The following is a 15,991-nucleotide window of genomic DNA, read 5'->3' as shown; positions in this document are numbered from 1 at the left end:
GAGCAAACGGCATAACCGCCAGCGGTTATGCCGTTTGACCATATGAATGGGAGAGACCCAAAACCGGCAGAGTAATATTTTATTGCAGAACAGATTGGGAATATCTATGTTAGGAGGATGTCATGAAGATTGAAGTGATCAAAGGGACCGGCATTGCGGTGATTTCCGGCGGAGAAGTGCTTGTGAAGGACGCACAATCCGCGCTGGAAATGGCAATTACCGTCAAATATAAAACCGGGGCAACCAAGATCGTGCTTGCAAAAGAGACAGTCAGCGAACACTTTTTTATACTCAGCACGGGGCTTGCGGGAGAAATCCTGCAGAAGTTTACGAACTACCAGATTAAAGCCGCTGTTTATGGAGACTATTCCCGCTATACCAGCAAGCCTTTGAGGGACTTTATTTTTGAATCCAACCGGGGAGGGCAGTTTTTCTTTGTTGCAACCAGGGAAGAGGCCATACAAAAACTCCGGGCAGCTTCATAAGCATTTCCAGCCGGCGCACCAGAGCTCTGTACCGATGTGACAGCGGATTTGGGTCTACCCAAAGAAAATCCGGACGGACAGGGCTGCGGCGAAAAAACCAGTCAGATCAGCCACCAGCGCGGCAGGAACTGTGTGCCGAGTCTTATAAATACCGGCAGAGCCGAAGTAGACGGCAATGGTATAAAAGGTGGTTTCCGTACTGCCCAACATAACAGCGGCAACCCGGCCCACATAGCTGTCAGGCCCGTGCGTGGTCAGCAGATCGCTGGCTACTGCCAGCGCGCCGCTGCCTGATACAGGCCGGATGAGCATCAACGGGGTCGTCTCAGGCGGAATGCCCAGAAGATCCAGTACTGGCGCGCATAGGCTGGAGAGAAATTCCATGGCTCCGGAGGCGCGGAACATGCTCACAGCAGTCAGCAGTCCCACCAGCGCCGGAATGATACGCAGAAGAACGGTCAGCCCCTCCTCGGCGCCGTGGGTCAGAGCGCTGTAAACATCCACCTTCCGCCCCATACCATATACCGCCACAGCCGAGAGGAGAAGCGGAATCACCAGAGAACTGACGTTCATAGCCGTCTCCTTTTACGCCGGGAGAGGAGCCATGCCGCAGCCAGTCCTGCGGCCACAGACATGGCGGAACTGAGCCACACTGCCGGCAGGATGTCAAATGGAGTCTGAGAGCCTGCAGCTGCCCGGAGGGAGGCGATGGTGGTCGGCAGAAGCTGGATAGAGGCTGTGTTTAACACCACCAACAGGCAGAGCTCATTGCTTGCAACGCCGTCACAGCTTCGGGCCATACGACGGGCCGCCCGGATTCCAAGCGGTGTGGCGGCGTTACCCAGGCCCAGAAGATTGGCTGAAACGTTGGCTGAAACTGCGGCTAATGTCTCCTCATCCCGACTGGCTTCTGGCAGCAGGCGGCGCAAAATGGGCCGGAAAGCTCGCGCCAGTCCGGCGGACAGCCCGCAGGCGTTCATGATTTCCATCACCCCGCTCCAAAGACACAGAATGCCCGCCATGGAGATGCTCAGCTCCACGGCGGAACCAGCGCCTTCCAGAGCGGCATTTGCAACTTCATCCAGATTTCCGGTGGCGATGCCGAAGATTAGAGACAGCAGGACCATCCCGGTCCATACCCACGCCATTGCCATAGCCTCTTTCCCCTTTCATTTAAATTTTTGTTGGGATTATGAATTAAATCTTAAATTTTTGGACAAAAATTGACAAGAGGCAACGAAATATGCTATTGTCTGTTTATCATAACGTATCAATTTAAATGAGAGAAGGAGTCATACTGTGAAATCAACAGGGATCGTGAGGAAGGTTGACGAATTGGGCCGGATTGTACTGCCCATCGAGATGCGCCGGACCTTGGATATAGCAGAAAAGGATGCACTGGAAATCTATGTGGAGGGCTCGTCCGTCATTCTAAAAAAATATAAGCCAAGCTGTATCTTCTGCGACGCTGTTAAAGATGTGACAGAGTTTAAAGGGAAAAATGTCTGTCCAAAATGTCTAAAAGAGCTGAAGGGCCTATAAACGATAACACGCCTCCGCAGGTACTGCGGAGGCGCTTGAATGATTGGAAGGTATACAGGGACGCTGCGGATTTCAGCGGCACGGAAAGAGGCTCATGTCATGGAGGCCGGGGGCGTGCGATTTATGAAACCGGCGCATCCAGGGCAGCGGCATAAAGATCGTTTTTGGAAAGCCCCGTGAGCTCCGCCACCTCTCGGACTGCGTCCTTCAAACGCATGCCCTGGGATTTCAAAGCATGCACCTGTGCAACGGCCTCATCCAGTGGAACAGCGGCTCGAAGTTCAGCCTCCGCGCCTGCCACTACCAGGACGAACTCTCCTTTTGGGGTGTTATCCCGATAGAAAGCGGCAGCCTCTGCCAGGGTAGTGCGGCGGACCTCCTCGTGGAGCTTGGTCAGCTCCCGACACAGGGCGATACGGCGGTCCGGGCCGAAGGCGGCGGAGAGGTCCTCCAGCGTGGAGAGGAGCTTGTGGGGAGCCTCGTGAAAGAGTATGGTGCGCTCTTCCCGCCGCAAGGCTTCCAGCCGCTCCCGGCGGTTCCTCCGGTTGACGGGGAGAAAGCCCTCGAACACGAAGCGGCCGGTAGGCAGGCCGCTGACTGCCAGGGCACTGATGCCAGCGCAGCAGCCGGGGATAGAGACCACTGGAACCTGCTGCTCCGCACACAGGCGCACCAAATCCTCCCCCGGGTCGGAAATGGCGGGGGTGCCGGCATCCGTTACCAAAGCACAGGACTCCCCGGCCAGGAGCCGCTGCAAAATGGAAGCTCCCGCCGTGACATGGTTGTGCTCGTGATAGCTGACCAGGGATTTTTTGATCTCAAAGTGATTGCAAAGCTTCAGCGAGACCCGGGTATCCTCGGCGGCAAGGAAGTCCACGGTCCGCAGTGTCTCCACCGCCCTGGGGGAGAAGTCCCCCAGGTTGCCGATGGGGGTGGCGACCAGATAGAGCGTACCCCTCATGATAAATCCTCCTGTTGTCTGAAATAGATGGCGTTTACCTCTGCTGTAGGAGTGCCGTCTGAGGTTTGCAGCAATAGGGCGGGCTCTATAGCCAGCCCCGGCCGTCCGCCGCGCCGGGCTTCCAGCAAAATCAGGGAGGGGGCGCTGGCGGCGTTTTTGCAGACCAGGCGAAGCCGCTTGGGTTCCAGACCTGTCTCCCGCAGGGCACAGCATAGATCGGCTAGACGTTCCGGCTTGTGGACCAGGCAGAAGCTGCCTCCCCATCGCAAAGCTCTGGCTGCCGCTTGGCAGAGCTCCGGCAGAGAGCAGGTGGCCTCGGACCTGGCGGAACGCAGAGCACAGCCGGCGGGGAGTCCTCCGCTTCCAACCGGGTAATAGGGCGGATTGCAAACCGCGAGATCGAAGCCGCCAGCAGGGAGGAGCGGGTCCCGCAGGTCTCCAGAGCAAATCGTCAGGCGCTCTGCCAAGCCGTTGATCTCGGCGGCCTTCCGGGCGAGTTCAGTTGCTGCCGGTAAGCGATCAATTCCGGTGACGAAAAGCGCCGGCTGGCGCTGTAAAAGCAACAGGCTAAGCAGGCCAGTGCCGCAGCCCAGGTCACATACCCGCAGTCCCGGTTTCAGACGGGGCAGGGAGGCGAGGAGAAAGGTGTCTGTACTGGGACGGAAGAGCGCGTCGTCATAGACAAAGCGGTAGCCGCCAGGGGCAAGGACTTCCCAATGTTCCACAGAGCACCTCCCGAATGGTTATAGGTATTATACTAAAAAGAAAGTCGGAGTGCAAGGACCTGAAAAACAGATAAAAACACCGCAAGCACAGGGCTCGCGGTGTTTTTATGTATCCCGTTTAGGATCTCAGCCCTCGGGGACGATGGCGCCGGTGGGGCAGGCGTCGCTGCAAGAACCGCAGTCCAGGCAAGCGCCGGCGTCGATGACGTACTGGTCATCACCCTGGCTGATAGCACCAGCGGGGCAAGCGTCCGCGCAAGTGCCGCAGCTCACGCAGGCAGACGTGATTTTGTAGGCCATGGGAAGCACCTCCATAAAAATTGTACCCCTATTGTAGCATACAATTTTAAAAAAGCAAGAGGGCCGTGAAGAAGTTAACAATAATTTTTCACAAAAATTGCAGGAAACGGTCAAACATAAGGTTTGTAAAGACTAACTGTTCATAAAATATTTTCAAATTGGTCAAAGAAAGTCAAAAATAAAATCTTGACATTTGCGGGAAACGTGGTATACTGACACCAGAATAAAGATCAAAGAAAGTCAAAGTCAAATTTGATTAAACGGAAGGGGATGGACATCAAGTGGGGATTACAGATTTGATTGCCAGTTTCCTGCAGCAGAGTCTGGAGGAAGCCGAGAATGGTGTGCTGGAGGTTCAGCGCAATGATTTGGCCCAACGCTTTAACTGCGTACCCAGCCAGATCAATTATGTAATGTCCACACGGTTTTCACCGGAGCGGGGCTATATCGTGGAAAGCCGCCGGGGCGGAAACGGATATATCCGTATCACACGGGTACGGGTAGACCGGCAGACGCTGATGATGCATGTCATCAACTCCTTGGGTGCTCAGGTGGATCTGCCGTCTGCCAGAGCGATCCTCAGCAACCTGGTGCAGTCCGGGGCGCTGGCGGAGGAGATCGGGCAGGCGTTGCTGGCGGCCCTGGGCGATAAAGCTCTGGGGGCTGTGCCGCGAGAGAGCCGCAATCAGGTCCGGGCGGATATTATGAAGCAGGTTCTGATTCTTCAGGTATAAAAGGGGCAGACTTCCTCTTGAGGAGAAGAACCGACCGCCGGAGTGCCCGGCAGGGACGAAGATTCCGGTGGAACCTATCACATGGTGATTAACAATACGCTTATATGAAGGAGATATGACTTATGAAATGCGAAAATTGTGGCAAGAATGAAGTGACCTTTGTTTACCAGAGTAATATCAACGGTCATGTGGAAGAAAAGCATCTTTGCAGCGAGTGCGCGGAGAAGCTGGGCTACACCCAGCGGATCAACGCCCACAGCCAGAGGATGATGCAGAACTTCTTCGGCAGAGGCAGCCTGTTTGGGAGCAGCTTCTTTAACGACTTCTTTTCTCCCAGCCTGATGGGCAGGATGCTGGAAGACCCCTTTGACGACTTCTTCGCTGACATGCCGGCGCTGAGCGCCGCGCCTGCTCGGCAGCAGGAGACGAAAAAAGAGGAGGACCTGGTGGAGAAAGAGGAGCAGAGCCGCTTCTCCTACTTGCGCCAGCTCAACGCACTGAAAGTGGAGATGAAGAAGGCGGTTCATCAGGAGAATTTCGAGCGGGCTGCGGAGCTGCGGGATCAGATCCACAAGCTAGAGGCGGACCACAAAGAACAAAAGAGCGGCGAGTAATACTCCCTGAGGAAAGGAAGGTAAAGACACATGAATGAGAATAAATTCAGTCCCAGAGCGGAGGAGGCCTTGCGGTTGAGCCAGGAAGCGGCCGGGGAGCTGGGCCACGGATATGTGGGAACCGAGCACCTGCTGCTGGGCCTGATGCGGGAGAGCGACGGCCTTGCCCACACGGTGCTGGCCGAGGCTGGACTCACCGACGATATGCTGGTGGAGATCATCAAAAAGAGCGTGGGCGTGGGGCTGCCCGGCAGCAACCCTGCCCAGGGGTTGACTCCCCGAGCCCGCCGGGTGGTGGAGATTGCCATGGAGGACTCTGTACGGGGCGGCTATAATTATATCGGTACCGAGCACCTGCTGGCAGGTCTTCTGCGGGAGGGCAACAACATGGCCGTCCGAATGCTGAGGGTTGCCGGCGTCGATGCCAAACACCTCTACACAGCACTCATGCAGAAGCTTGGCGAAACGCCCAAGAGCCGCGCAGCAGAAAACCGTGCCGCCGCCGCGCGGGAGGATGGCGGAAAAACCAAGACCCTGAAGGAGTTTACCAGAGACCTGACGGCTGATGCCCGCTCTGGCAGGCTGGACCCGGTGATCGGCCGGGATGATGAGATCCGGCGTGTGATCCAGATTCTCTCCCGCCGCACTAAGAACAATCCCTGCCTGATTGGTGAGCCAGGCGTTGGCAAGACTGCCATTGCCGAAGGGCTGGCCCGGAAGATTGTCATGGGTGATGTGCCGGACGACTTGCTGGATAAACGAATTTTGTCTCTCGACCTCAGCGGCATGGTGGCCGGCACCAAGTACCGGGGTGAGTTTGAGGAGCGGATCAAAAAGGTGATGGAGGAGGTCAAAAAGGCTGGCAATGTCATCCTCTTTATTGACGAGCTCCACACCATCGTGGGCGCCGGCAGCGCCGAGGGCGCTGTGGACGCCGCCAATATCATCAAACCGGCTCTGGGCCGGGGCGAGATTCAGGTGATCGGTGCCACCACGCTCAACGAGTACCGCAAGTATATTGAAAAGGATGCGGCCTTGGAGCGCCGGTTCCAGCCGGTGCAGGTGGGTGAGCCCAGCCAGGAGGCATCCTTGGAGATTCTGAAGGGCCTGCGGGAGAAGTATGAGAAGCACCACAATCTCCAGATCACCGACGAGGCGCTGGAGGCGGCGGTGAGCCTTTCTGCCCGCTATATTAACGACCGCTTCCTGCCGGATAAGGCCATCGACCTGATGGATGAGGCGGCCAGCCGGGTCCGGATGGAGGCGGAGGAGATCTCTCCGGAGGTCAAGAGCCTAGAGGAGAAGCTGGCGGTTTTGACCCGGGACAAGGAAGCCGCCATTGAAAACCAGGACTATGAGACCGCTGCGCAGCTGCGGGACATTGAAAAGAACTACCGCGACCAGGTGGAGGCAGAGCGGGATAAGCGCCGCCAGAACCACACCCAGCACCGGCCCGTCAACGCGGACGACATCGCGGCCGTGGTGGCCGGCTGGACCGGCATTCCCGTCACCCGGCTGACAGAGGACGAGGGCGCGCGCCTGCTGCGAATGGAAGATACGCTCCATGAGCGGGTGGTTGGACAAGACGAGGCTGTGAAGGCTGTGGCCCGGGCAATCCGCCGGGGCAGAGTGGGCCTGAAGGACCCCAAGCGCCCTATCGGCAGCTTTCTCTTCCTGGGCCCCACCGGTGTTGGCAAGACAGAGCTGTGCAAATCCTTGGCGGAGGCCATGTTTGGTGATGAGAACGCCATGATCCGCATCGACATGTCCGAGTACATGGAGCGGCACACGGTGTCCCGCCTGATTGGCTCCCCTCCGGGGTATGTGGGCCACGACGAGGGCGGCCAGCTGACGGAGAAGGTCCGCCGCAAGCCCTATTCCGTGGTACTCTTTGACGAGATTGAAAAGGCCCACGAGGATGTGTGGAACGTGCTGCTCCAGATTCTGGATGATGGACGGATCACGGACTCCCAGGGCCGCACCGTGGACTTCAAGAACACGGTGATCGTAATGACCAGTAACATCGGTGCCAAGAGTCTGACCGCGGCCTCTGGGCGTCTGGGCTTCTCGGCAGAGGAGCGGGGTAGCGACCCCGATGCGGAAAAGCGCTTCCAGCAGGCAAAGGAGACCGTGATGGCGGAGCTGCGCCAGACTTTCCGGCCGGAGTTCCTCAACCGGATTGATGACATCATCGTATTCCGCTCCCTGACGGAAGAGAACATCCAAGAGGTGGCCCGCCGGATGCTGAAGACTGTGTCCGCTCGGATGGAGTCTATGGGGATTCATTTGGATGCCAGCGAAGCGGCTATTGTGGAACTGGCCAAGGAGGGCTATGATCCCAAGTACGGCGCAAGACCCCTGCGCCGTGCCATCCAGAGCCAGGTAGAGGACGCCGTGGCGGAGAAGATGCTGGACGGCACCCTACGGGAAGGCGACACCGCGAAGCTCACGGTGGAGGATTCTAAGCTCTGTGTGAGCAAGTGATCCAGCCAATCAAAGAGAACACCGCCGCAGTCCCAAAAGGCTGCGGCGGTGTTTTTTCAGGTGCCATTCTGGATGGGCGTATGATCCGGGAGGGATAATTTACGAAGGGCTGAAAGCTGGATCGGGATAGCGCAGGCCAGCGTTAGCAGGTCGGAGGCAGATTGCGTGATCTGCACGCCCGTGAGACCCAGGAATAAGGGGAGAATCCAGACCAGCGGAACGAAGAAGATCCCCTGCCTGGCCATGGCGAGAAACGTGGCTGGAACGGTCTGGCCGATGGTTTGGAGCATCATGTTGCTCATTGTGACCCAGCCCATGGCACAGAAGGTGACGCACTGGCACCGCAGAGCCACGGCACCGATGGCGACGACCTCCGGGTCATCCCGGAACAGGGCAATCAGCTGTGGGGCAAAGGCAAAGCCCAGGGTGCTCACCACCAGCAGGAAAACAGTGGAGCTCTTCACGCAAAACCAGAAGCCCTCCCGCACCCGGCTGTAGAGTTGCGCGCCGTAGTTGAAACCGCACACAGGCTGGAAGCCCTGTCCGAAGCCGATCATGGCAGAGCCGCCGAACATGGCGATCCGTTGGACAACGCCCATGGCGGCGATGGCGGCATCCCCATAGGGGCGGATGGCCCAGTTCAGGCAGATGGTGGCGAAGGAGGCAAGGCCCTGCCGCGCAAGGGAGGGGAGGCCGCCCCGGATAATCATGGAGAAATAGTCCCATTTCAGCTGGACCCGAGAGACATGGATCTGGAGATTCCCGCCCCGGGTGCAGCCCACCAGCAGCAGGCAAAAGCTGACAAATTGACTGAAGATGGTGGCCCAGGCCGCCCCGGCCACCCCCATATCGAAGACGAAGATCAGCAGGGGGTCCAGGGCGATGTTCAGCACCGCACCGCTGGTGATGCCCACCATACCGTAGACGGCACTTCCCTGGAAACGCAGCTGGTTATTGAGCACCAGAGAGGCGGTCATCCAGGGGGCGCCCAGGAGGATCACCCGGAGGTAGGCCGTGGAGTAAGGCAAAATAGTGTCCGTAGACCCCAGGAGATAGGCCAGGGGCTCCAGAAAGATCTGCCCCAGGATACACAGAACTAGGCCGGAAAACAGTGCGGAAAAAAAACCGGTGGCGGCCATATTGGAGGCCTCCTCATAGTGGTGCCGGCCCAGCTCCCGGGAAATGAAGTTACCGCTGCCGTGCCCGAAGAAGAAGCCGATGGCCTGCAGCACAGCCATCAGGGAGAAGACAACGCCAACGGCGGCGGTGGCACTGTTGCTCTGAAGCATGCCTACGAAAAAGGTATCCGCCATATTATAGAAAGCGGTTACAAGCATGCTGATGATACAGGGCAGGGCCAGGTGGCAGATCAGCCGCCCCACCGGCGTCTCGGTCATCTGCTGAAACTTTTGCTCCTGTTTTTCTTCCATAGGAGACGCCTCTCTTCCTTTAACGAATTCTTAGCATCACTATAACATATCCGCGGAAAAAGGGAAGCCCCTCTTTTCAAAAATAACACCCCGCGCTTGAGGAGCGCTCCGGCACCCAACGGCATAGAATGGAACGTACCCAGCCGGGTACAATATCCAGGAAACGAGGGATTGCTTTGCGTATCAGTGAAGCCTATGAACACGAGCCCATCCTGCCCTATCAGGCGGAGGACAACTGCCCTGTGGGCGGCTGCAACAAAACCGGTACTCAGTGCGTGGACATTGCCGCGCCTTTCGCTTTAACTCCTACCGCTTCCGTCGGAACTGTGACCGTGGCGTGCCAGGGAAGCCCCAGTATTACCTGCGTCACCGACGCGTCGGGGAGCTGCTGCACGGTCACAATGACCCAGCAGATCTGTGTATCTGTTCCCATCCGCTACGGCGTGAACCTGACCGCCGGAGAGCCCACCATCTCCTGCGCGGACAACAGCTGCATCGGCTGCGGCTGCTGCTGAAGGCTGCTCGACCCGCCCGCTGCCGGAAAATCCGGCGGCGGGCGAGCCGTTTTGTGTGGATTTTGACAGAGAATCCGGCCTTGCAAGGGGATGGGGAAATAGGGTATACTATACCATGAAATTCAATACTGGAAAGGATGATCCCTATGACCGCTTACCCCAACATGACCAGGGAAGAGCGCGGAGCGGAGTACACCCGTGTGCGGCAGGAATTTGAGCTTTGGAAGGCAAAGGGCCTGAAGCTGAACATGGCACGCGGAAAGCCAGGAAAGCAGCAGCTGGACCTGGTGAGCGATATCTTCTCGCTGATGCAGGACCCGCAGGACTATGTGTCCGACGGCATCGACGTGCGCAACTATGGCGAGCTCAGCGGCCTGCCCGCTGCCAAGCGGCTCTTTGCCGAGATTCTTGGCTGTCGGCCATGGCAGGTGTTTGTGGGCGGCAATGCCAGCCTGCAGCTAATGTACGATACGATCTCCAAGGGTTACACCCATGGCCTGCTCCACAGTCCCCGGCCCTGGTGCAGGGAAGAGAACATCAAATGGCTCTGCCCTGCTCCTGGCTATGATCGCCATTTCAAGGTCACGGAGTCCTTTGGCTTTGAGCTCATCACGATCCCCATGACCGACGAGGGACCCGATATGGACGCAGTGGAGGAGGCGGTGAAGGATTCCGCGGTGAAGGGCATCTGGTGCGTGCCCAAGTACTCCAACCCAGACGGCATCATCTACTCCGACAAGGTGATCCGCCGCATGGCGGCCCTAAAGCCTGCCGCGCCGGACTTCACCATCATGTGGGACAACGCCTACTGCATTCATGAGTTTGAGGGGGACTATGTGAAGTTTCCGGATATTCTCGCCTTGTGTGAGCAGGCGGGCAATCCCGATATGGTCTTTGAGTTCGCCTCTACCTCCAAGGTGACGCTTCCGGGAGGCGGTATCTCCTGCTTTGCTTGCTCCGAGGCAAATATGGCTTATATGGAGAAGCTTCTGAGCATCCAGGTTATCAGCTTTGACAAGGTCAACCAGCAGCGCCACGTCTTGTATCTCAAGGATAAGGCCCACACCCTGGAGCTGATGAAGAAGCACGCCGCCATCATGGGGCCGAAATTCCGCTGCGTGGTGGATGCACTGGATCGGGAGATCGCCCCGCTGGAGATCGCCTCTTGGCAGCGGCCCAAGGGTGGTTACTTCGTCTCCCTGAACGCCATGCCCGGCACCGCAAAGCGGACCTTGGCACTGTGTAAGGAGGCTGGCGTCACCATGACTGACGCCGGAGCCACTTTCCCCTATGGAAAGGACCCGCAGGACAGCAACATCCGTATTGCGCCCTCCCTGCCGCCAGTTGAGGAGTTGGAGCAGGCCATCGCGGTGCTGTGTACCTGCCTGAAGCTGTCTGCGTTGGAGGCGCTGGGAGTATGAGATATTTTGGAAGAGTATTCCGTCCCCCCTCTGAGGCGTACAGCCTCATTGTGCAGGTGACTTATGGGTGCAGCCACAATACCTGCGCCTTCTGCGACATGTATAAGGAAAAGCGGTTCAAACTGCGGCCTATGGACGAGATTTTGGAGGACTTCCGGCTGGCCCGCCAGACCTACCGCCATGTGGAGCGGGTGTTTTTGGCAGATGGGGATGCGTTAGTGCGCAAGGCGTCGGAGCTCTACACGATTCTCGACACCATTCGGGAGCTGTTTCCGGAGTGCCAGCGTGTCACCACCTACGGCTCGCCCTCCAGCATCCGCCTGCGGACGGAGGAGGAGCTGAGGACCCTCCGGGACAAGGGCCTGACGATGATCTATATGGGGTTGGAGTCTGGCAGCGACGAGGTTTTGAAGCTCATGCGCAAGGGCCACCCGGCGGCGGAGATTATCGCCATGGGACAGAAGGTTCGCAGCTGCGGCATGGCCCTCTCCGTCACGGCCATCACGGGCCTGGGCGGCCAACCCCTGCTGGAGCAGCACGCCATTGAGACGGCCAAGGCTTTCAACGCCATGAACCCGGAGTATATCGGGATGCTGACGCTGGTGGTGGAGGAGGAGACGCCTCTGTACGACTGGGTCCACGCGGGAACCTTCCAGCTGCTGACCCAGGCCCAGGTGCTGGAGGAAACCCGGCTGCTGGTGGAGAACCTGGACAGCCCAGGCAGCGTGTTCCGGATGAACCACGCCTCCAACTACCTGCTTTTGAAGGGAACGCTGAACCAGGATAAGGATGCCATGCTGGCGGAGATTCAGCGGGCCAAGCAAGACATGAGCAAGCTGCGGCCGGAGGCCTGGCGCGGCGTATAACGGCAAAACGCGGTCCATGTACGGGCCGCGTTTTTTTATATAAGCTTCTCTAGCCGGTGCAGGGGGAAGGGGGGGCTGGCCAGGGGCTTCACTGCCAGAGACATCAGCAGCGAGGGGTTGTCGTCCGCCGCCACCCGGTTAGAATGTAGCACACCACAGACGCGGCAGCGATGGATGATGGCCCACTCGCCGCCCTTGCGGACCCAGACCGCCACCGGCTCCATGAGTCCCCCGCACTCGGCGGAGCGGTCTCCCGGCTCGTCGTCCAGGTGGACGCTGGCGAGACAGTTGGGGCAGTGGTTGCGGTGCCGGGTCCCCGCGTCGGCGGGGCCCACAGGCCAGCCACAGGACCGGCAGGTGAAGACATCGCCGCAGGGGTCACTGCGGAAATCCGCCGGGCGGCGTTTGGGCTTTTGCGGAATGCGCTGAGACATGATTCATTTCCTCCTTTTCTCTCCGCTGTATCCAGCATACAACAGAGACGGCGGCAAGGCAACCGCCCACTCGCTTCAGAAGAAAACTGGCGCCGCGCGGGACTCCGCACGGCGCCTTGCCATTTAGTTGTTTCTCAGACGGGCGATGATCTTTGAGACACTTTTCGGCGTCAGAAAGTACTCCTCAGCCAGCCGCGCAACAGGCGTCCCCTCCCGATAGCGCCGATAGATTTCCAAATTTCGGGCCAGGGTTTCCGCCTTGCGGCCATTGGCTGCGCCCCAGGCGCTGCGCGTCTCCGCGCGCCGGGGGATATATAGATATTCGCCGTCAATATAGGTTTGAATCTGCTTCAGCAGATCCGGCGGCAGGACGTCAGCCGCCTTCATATAGCGCATGGTGCTCCTCCAAGATCTGATGAATTGGAATGGAGCAGAGGCTATATGCCCTTCGGCGCCATAGCCTCTGCTATGCGCTATGCACCGAAGCACAGTTGTTACAATGCAAAAAACGATTCCTCTCTTCTTATTGGATTTCCAGAGATGCGGATGCAACACCATAAGAGGGGCCCACGCCCCTCCCTTTAGCCATAGTTCCACTTGTTACAGGACCGACATCCACACACCTCACTTGGAAATCACCCTTATGATAGCATCCCGCCCGGAAGCTGTCAACCAAAAACGGGCCGCCTGAAAGGGCGGCCCGCCGGATGTCGGGGGAGTTCAAAATTTTTTATCCTTTGCGGTCTCGCAGTACGCACAACGGTAGGTGTGGGTGTCCGCGTCACTGAGTAAAAAGATGGCGTCCAGCTGCGGCTCCGCCACAGTGATGCACCGGGGATTTTTACAATGGATGATGTTCACCAGCTTCTGGGGGAGCTGCAAATGCTTTTTCGCCACCAGCTGACCGTTGCGGATGACGTTCACGGTGATATTGGAGTCGATGTAGCCCAGTACATCCAGGTCCACCTCCATGGGGGAGTCAATCTTGATGATGTCCTTCTTCCCCATGCGGCCGCTGCGGACGTTTTTGATGATGGCCACAGAGCAGTCCAGCTCATCCAGGTGCAGATACCGGTAGATGTCCATGCTCTTGCCGGCCTGAATGTGGTCCAGAACCACGCCGTTTTGAATGCTGTCAATATTCATAAAAGCCCTCCTGCAATTTTGAAGATGGTCGGATGGATGCTCAGGACGGCGTCAGTCCCAGCAGCTTCATAATCAGCGCCATGCGGATAAACTTTCCGTTTTTCACCTGCTTCCAGTAGGCGGCGCGGGGGTCTTTGTCCACCATCACGGAGATCTCGTTCACCCGGGGCAGGGGATGGAGAATGGACAGGTCCGCTTTGGCGTTTACCAGCTTCTCCGGGGTGAGGATATAGCTGTCCTTTAAGCGCAGGTAATCCTCCTCGTTGAAGAACCGCTCCTTCTGCACCCGGGTCATGTAGAGAATGTCCAGCTGGGGGATGACGGACTCCAGGTCCGTGGTCTGGGTGTAGTGGATGCCGCGCTTTTTCAAGGCCTCCTCCTTCACATAACGGGGAAGCTTCAGCTCTGCGGGGGAGATGAGCACATAGTTGATGTTCTCATACCGGCTCAGGGCGTTCACCAGGGAGTGGACGGTGCGTCCGAATTTCAGATCGCCGCAAAAGCCAATGGTAAAGCCATTCAGACGCCCCTTCTCCCGGTGGATGGTCAAAAGGTCTGTCAGGGTCTGGGTGGGGTGGTTGTGACCACCGTCACCTGCATTGATGATGGGCACCTCACTGAACTGAGCGGCGGCATAAGGCGCGCCCTCCTTGGGATGGCGCATGGCGATGATGTCGGCATAGCAGCTGACGGTGTGGACGGTGTCCCCCACAGTCTCACCCTTGGCGGTGGAGCTGGAATTGGCTTCGGAGAAGCCTAGCACGCTGCCGCCGAGAGCAAGCATAGCGGACTCAAAGCTGAGACGGGTGCGGGTAGAGGGCTCAAAGAACAGGGTTGCCAGTTGTTTGTGGGCGCAGATGTCCTGATATTTGACGGGGGTGGTGATAATGTCCTCCGCAGTGGCAATCAGCTCGTCGATCTCCTCCACAGAGAGGTCGATGACATCAATGATGTTTCTGGGCATGAAGTTCCTCCTTCTGAAATGGCCGTAGGTAGATAATCCCGGCGAACGCCGGAAAAGAACAAGAGAGGGGCTAAAACCCGGCAAAGAAATGGCAAAAGCGCGAGAGGAGCGGGACGCTTCTTCAACGAAGACGGAGGGGGCTATTTCACCGCAATCCATCCCTCGTCCGAGGGATTGGAGCGGAACGCCCTGAGCCGCTCGATGTCCTCCGGACGGATCTGCCCTTCCTCAGCAGCCACCTCACATACCGCGTCAAAGTTAGAGAGGCTGACATTGGTGATGTGTGCAGCGGCAAGCCGGTCCAGACCCTTTTGGAGGCCGTAGGTGAAGATAGAGACGATGCCAAGAACTTCCGCGCCGGCATCCCGCAGAGCCTCCACCACCTCAATGCAGCTTCCGGCAGTGGAGATCAGGTCTTCCACCACCACTACCTTCTGGCCCTTTTCCAGCCTGCCCTCGATGCGGTTCTGACGGCCATGGTCCTTGTTGCCGGAGCGGACATAGCCCATGGGCAGATTCATGAGATGACCCACAATGGCGGCGTGAGCGATGCCTGCGGTGGAGGTGCCCATCAGCACCTGGGCCTCTGGATAGTGGGTGCGGACCAGCTCCGCCAATCCCTCTTCCACGTGGGTGCGGACGGTGGGGGCGGTCAGAGTCAGACGGTTGTCGCAGTAGATGGGACTTTTGATGCCGCTGGCCCAGGTGAAGGGCTCGTCCGGTCGTAGAAAGACTGCGCCGATACTCAGCAGATCATGGGCAATGGTACGTTCCAGATTCATGGTTCCTTTCCTTTCTCTCAATGGCCAGACCGGCCCGCATGGGGCCTGGTCGTGGGGTTAATAGGTCTCCCGGTGGATCTTCTCTGTGGGCAGCTTCTCCAGGCAGTGGGGCTCCGGGCGCTGGACAGGCATCCCAAGGGTTAAAATGGCCTCCAGACGGAGATGCTCGGGGAAACCCAGGAGCTTTCGGACAAAGGCCTCGCTGCTGCCGCCGGCAGAAGCCTCCCGCAGACGGCCCTGGACCCAACAGCTGCCGACGCCCAGACCGTCGGCCATCAGATGCATGTTGGCCATGACAACAGAGCAGTCCTCCACCCACACGTCCGAGCGGGCCTCGTCTCCCAGCACCACAATGGCGCAGTCTGCGTCCTGAAGCATTTTGGCGGCAGGCTTCCGGCACTCAGCCAGGGCACGGAGCGTCTCTTTGTTCCGCACCACAATAAACTCCCAAGGACGCAGGGCCTTGCCGCTGGCGGAGAGCATTCCAGCCTGGAGAATCTGGTTCACTGCCTCCTCCGGGACAGGGGCGCCGGTATAGCTGCGCACGCTGCGTCGATTTTGAAAATAGGTCAGCAGTTCCATGATGGT

20 protein-coding genes are annotated in these 15,991 nt (G+C 58.2%); 8 read left to right on the top strand and 12 right to left on the bottom strand.

The genetic code is table 11. From position 1 onward, the window contains the following. Positions 1-122: 122 nt before the first annotated feature. Entirely contained in the window at positions 123-485 is a 363-nt protein-coding gene (locus KJS55_RS01795) for a DUF4180 domain-containing protein (protein ID WP_187031173.1), read from the top strand. Positions 486-539: 54 nt separating this feature from the next. On the opposite strand, the gene KJS55_RS01790 is transcribed toward KJS55_RS01795, so the two are convergent. Together KJS55_RS01790 and KJS55_RS01785 are read right to left on the bottom strand one after the other, a co-directional pair. After that, a complete protein-coding gene (locus KJS55_RS01790; RefSeq protein WP_187031175.1) occupies positions 540-1,058 on the bottom strand; it encodes a spore maturation protein in 519 nt (172 codons plus the stop codon). Next, positions 1,055-1,633 (bottom strand): spore maturation protein A, encoded by a 579-nt coding sequence (locus tag KJS55_RS01785; RefSeq protein ID WP_228300431.1) that lies wholly within the window; start codon positions 1,631-1,633, stop codon positions 1,055-1,057. The genes KJS55_RS01790 and KJS55_RS01785 overlap by 4 nt, the downstream gene beginning before the upstream one ends. Positions 1,634-1,784: 151 nt before the next feature. On the opposite strand from KJS55_RS01785, the gene KJS55_RS01780 reads away from it, so the two are divergent. Next, positions 1,785-2,027, top strand: coding sequence for an AbrB/MazE/SpoVT family DNA-binding domain-containing protein (locus KJS55_RS01780; protein WP_187031179.1), 243 nt, complete (start codon positions 1,785-1,787; stop codon positions 2,025-2,027). A 121-nt stretch (positions 2,028-2,148) separates the two neighbouring features. Here KJS55_RS01780 and rsmI read toward each other — a convergent pair whose 3' ends face one another. The 3 genes from rsmI to KJS55_RS01765 all read right to left on the bottom strand — a co-directional run bounded on the left by rsmI (position 2,149) and on the right by KJS55_RS01765 (position 4,013). Further along, a complete protein-coding gene (gene rsmI, locus KJS55_RS01775) occupies positions 2,149-2,988 on the bottom strand; it encodes a 16S rRNA (cytidine(1402)-2'-O)-methyltransferase (protein ID WP_213542571.1) in 840 nt (279 codons plus the stop codon). Then, the gene (locus tag KJS55_RS01770) at positions 2,985-3,713 is read right to left on the bottom strand and encodes a tRNA1(Val) (adenine(37)-N6)-methyltransferase (protein WP_213542570.1); all 729 of its coding nucleotides are present in this window, start codon (positions 3,711-3,713) and stop codon (positions 2,985-2,987) included. Before KJS55_RS01770 ends, rsmI begins: the two co-directional genes overlap by 4 nt. Positions 3,714-3,839: 126 nt before the next feature. Continuing rightward, complete coding sequence (locus KJS55_RS01765; RefSeq protein WP_187031186.1) at positions 3,840-4,013, bottom strand: DUF362 domain-containing protein; 174 nt, start codon at positions 4,011-4,013, stop codon at positions 3,840-3,842. A 281-nt stretch (positions 4,014-4,294) separates the two neighbouring features. Between KJS55_RS01765 and KJS55_RS01760 the strand changes: the two genes are divergently transcribed. The 3 genes from KJS55_RS01760 to KJS55_RS01750 all read left to right on the top strand — a co-directional run bounded on the left by KJS55_RS01760 (position 4,295) and on the right by KJS55_RS01750 (position 7,845). Next, positions 4,295-4,747: a CtsR family transcriptional regulator gene (locus KJS55_RS01760; RefSeq protein WP_213542569.1), complete on the top strand. Its 453-nt coding sequence runs from the start codon at positions 4,295-4,297 to the stop codon at positions 4,745-4,747. 122 nt (positions 4,748-4,869) lie between these two features. After that, positions 4,870-5,361: a UvrB/UvrC motif-containing protein gene (locus KJS55_RS01755; protein WP_187031190.1), complete on the top strand. Its 492-nt coding sequence runs from the start codon at positions 4,870-4,872 to the stop codon at positions 5,359-5,361. A 30-nt stretch (positions 5,362-5,391) separates the two neighbouring features. Further along, positions 5,392-7,845: an ATP-dependent Clp protease ATP-binding subunit gene (locus tag KJS55_RS01750; RefSeq protein ID WP_187031192.1), complete on the top strand. Its 2,454-nt coding sequence runs from the start codon at positions 5,392-5,394 to the stop codon at positions 7,843-7,845. Between the two features lie 56 nt (positions 7,846-7,901). Here the strand turns inward: KJS55_RS01750 and KJS55_RS01745 are convergent, their stop codons facing one another. Beyond that, positions 7,902-9,275 (bottom strand): MATE family efflux transporter, encoded by a 1,374-nt coding sequence (locus KJS55_RS01745; protein ID WP_213542568.1) that lies wholly within the window; start codon positions 9,273-9,275, stop codon positions 7,902-7,904. A gap of 176 nt (positions 9,276-9,451) precedes the next feature. On the opposite strand from KJS55_RS01745, the gene KJS55_RS01740 reads away from it, so the two are divergent. The 3 genes from KJS55_RS01740 (at position 9,452) to KJS55_RS01730 (ending at position 12,077) form a co-directional block, all read left to right on the top strand. Beyond that, positions 9,452-9,790: a hypothetical protein gene (locus KJS55_RS01740; RefSeq protein ID WP_187031196.1), complete on the top strand. Its 339-nt coding sequence runs from the start codon at positions 9,452-9,454 to the stop codon at positions 9,788-9,790. A gap of 146 nt (positions 9,791-9,936) precedes the next feature. Then, positions 9,937-11,211, top strand: a complete 1,275-nt coding sequence (locus KJS55_RS01735; RefSeq protein WP_213542567.1) for an aspartate aminotransferase type Ic — start codon at positions 9,937-9,939, stop codon at positions 11,209-11,211. After that, positions 11,208-12,077: a radical SAM protein gene (locus tag KJS55_RS01730; RefSeq protein WP_187031200.1), complete on the top strand. Its 870-nt coding sequence runs from the start codon at positions 11,208-11,210 to the stop codon at positions 12,075-12,077. The genes KJS55_RS01735 and KJS55_RS01730 overlap by 4 nt, the downstream gene beginning before the upstream one ends. Positions 12,078-12,112: 35 nt before the next feature. Here KJS55_RS01730 and KJS55_RS01725 read toward each other — a convergent pair whose 3' ends face one another. The 6 genes from KJS55_RS01725 to KJS55_RS01700 all read right to left on the bottom strand — a co-directional run bounded on the left by KJS55_RS01725 (position 12,113) and on the right by KJS55_RS01700 (position 15,985). Further along, the gene (locus KJS55_RS01725) at positions 12,113-12,511 is read right to left on the bottom strand and encodes an RNHCP domain-containing protein (RefSeq protein WP_187031202.1); all 399 of its coding nucleotides are present in this window, start codon (positions 12,509-12,511) and stop codon (positions 12,113-12,115) included. A gap of 123 nt (positions 12,512-12,634) precedes the next feature. Further along, complete coding sequence (locus tag KJS55_RS01720; RefSeq protein WP_187031204.1) at positions 12,635-12,907, bottom strand: CD3324 family protein; 273 nt, start codon at positions 12,905-12,907, stop codon at positions 12,635-12,637. Positions 12,908-13,231: 324 nt separating this feature from the next. Next, positions 13,232-13,657 carry an aspartate carbamoyltransferase regulatory subunit gene (locus KJS55_RS01715; protein ID WP_187031206.1) on the bottom strand — a complete coding sequence of 142 codons (426 nt, stop codon included), beginning with the start codon at positions 13,655-13,657 and terminating at the stop codon, positions 13,232-13,234. Positions 13,658-13,697: 40 nt separating this feature from the next. Beyond that, positions 13,698-14,621, bottom strand: a complete 924-nt coding sequence (gene pyrB, locus KJS55_RS01710) for an aspartate carbamoyltransferase (protein WP_213542566.1) — start codon at positions 14,619-14,621, stop codon at positions 13,698-13,700. Between the two features lie 140 nt (positions 14,622-14,761). After that, complete coding sequence (pyrE, locus tag KJS55_RS01705; RefSeq protein WP_283093695.1) at positions 14,762-15,403, bottom strand: orotate phosphoribosyltransferase; 642 nt, start codon at positions 15,401-15,403, stop codon at positions 14,762-14,764. Between the two features lie 57 nt (positions 15,404-15,460). Further along, entirely contained in the window at positions 15,461-15,985 is a 525-nt protein-coding gene (locus KJS55_RS01700) for a nitroreductase family protein (RefSeq protein ID WP_187031211.1), read from the bottom strand. Positions 15,986-15,991 lie beyond the last annotated feature (6 nt).

Origin of the sequence: Pusillibacter faecalis, from assembly GCF_018408705.1 — a bacterium.
GTDB classification, from domain to species: domain Bacteria; phylum Bacillota; class Clostridia; order Oscillospirales; family Oscillospiraceae; genus Oscillibacter; species Oscillibacter faecalis.
The sequence above is the reverse complement of the archived record's forward strand: the minus strand, read 5'-3'. Positions and strand labels throughout refer to the sequence as shown.

Bases quoted from the DNA above. Each gene is read 5' to 3' on its own strand.
- KJS55_RS01795 (WP_187031173.1), top strand. From the start codon at position 123: ATGAAGATTGAAGTGATCAAAGGGACCGGCATTGCGGTGATTTCCGGC.
- KJS55_RS01790 (WP_187031175.1), bottom strand. From the start codon at position 1,058: ATGAACGTCAGTTCTCTGGTGATTCCGCTTCTCCTCTCGGCTGTGGCG.
- KJS55_RS01785 (WP_228300431.1), bottom strand. From the start codon at position 1,633: ATGGCGTGGGTATGGACCGGGATGGTCCTGCTGTCTCTAATCTTCGGC.
- rsmI (WP_213542571.1), bottom strand. From the start codon at position 2,988: ATGAGGGGTACGCTCTATCTGGTCGCCACCCCCATCGGCAACCTGGGG.
- KJS55_RS01765 (WP_187031186.1), bottom strand. From the start codon at position 4,013: ATGGCCTACAAAATCACGTCTGCCTGCGTGAGCTGCGGCACTTGCGCG.
- KJS55_RS01755 (WP_187031190.1), top strand. From the start codon at position 4,870: ATGAAATGCGAAAATTGTGGCAAGAATGAAGTGACCTTTGTTTACCAG.
- KJS55_RS01750 (WP_187031192.1), top strand. From the start codon at position 5,392: ATGAATGAGAATAAATTCAGTCCCAGAGCGGAGGAGGCCTTGCGGTTG.
- KJS55_RS01745 (WP_213542568.1), bottom strand. From the start codon at position 9,275: ATGGAAGAAAAACAGGAGCAAAAGTTTCAGCAGATGACCGAGACGCCG.
- KJS55_RS01735 (WP_213542567.1), top strand. From the start codon at position 9,937: ATGACCGCTTACCCCAACATGACCAGGGAAGAGCGCGGAGCGGAGTAC.
- KJS55_RS01730 (WP_187031200.1), top strand. From the start codon at position 11,208: ATGAGATATTTTGGAAGAGTATTCCGTCCCCCCTCTGAGGCGTACAGC.
- KJS55_RS01725 (WP_187031202.1), bottom strand. From the start codon at position 12,511: ATGTCTCAGCGCATTCCGCAAAAGCCCAAACGCCGCCCGGCGGATTTC.
- KJS55_RS01720 (WP_187031204.1), bottom strand. From the start codon at position 12,907: ATGCGCTATATGAAGGCGGCTGACGTCCTGCCGCCGGATCTGCTGAAG.
- KJS55_RS01715 (WP_187031206.1), bottom strand. From the start codon at position 13,657: ATGAATATTGACAGCATTCAAAACGGCGTGGTTCTGGACCACATTCAG.
- pyrB (WP_213542566.1), bottom strand. From the start codon at position 14,621: ATGCCCAGAAACATCATTGATGTCATCGACCTCTCTGTGGAGGAGATC.
- pyrE (WP_283093695.1), bottom strand. From the start codon at position 15,403: ATGAATCTGGAACGTACCATTGCCCATGATCTGCTGAGTATCGGCGCA.
- KJS55_RS01700 (WP_187031211.1), bottom strand. From the start codon at position 15,985: ATGGAACTGCTGACCTATTTTCAAAATCGACGCAGCGTGCGCAGCTAT.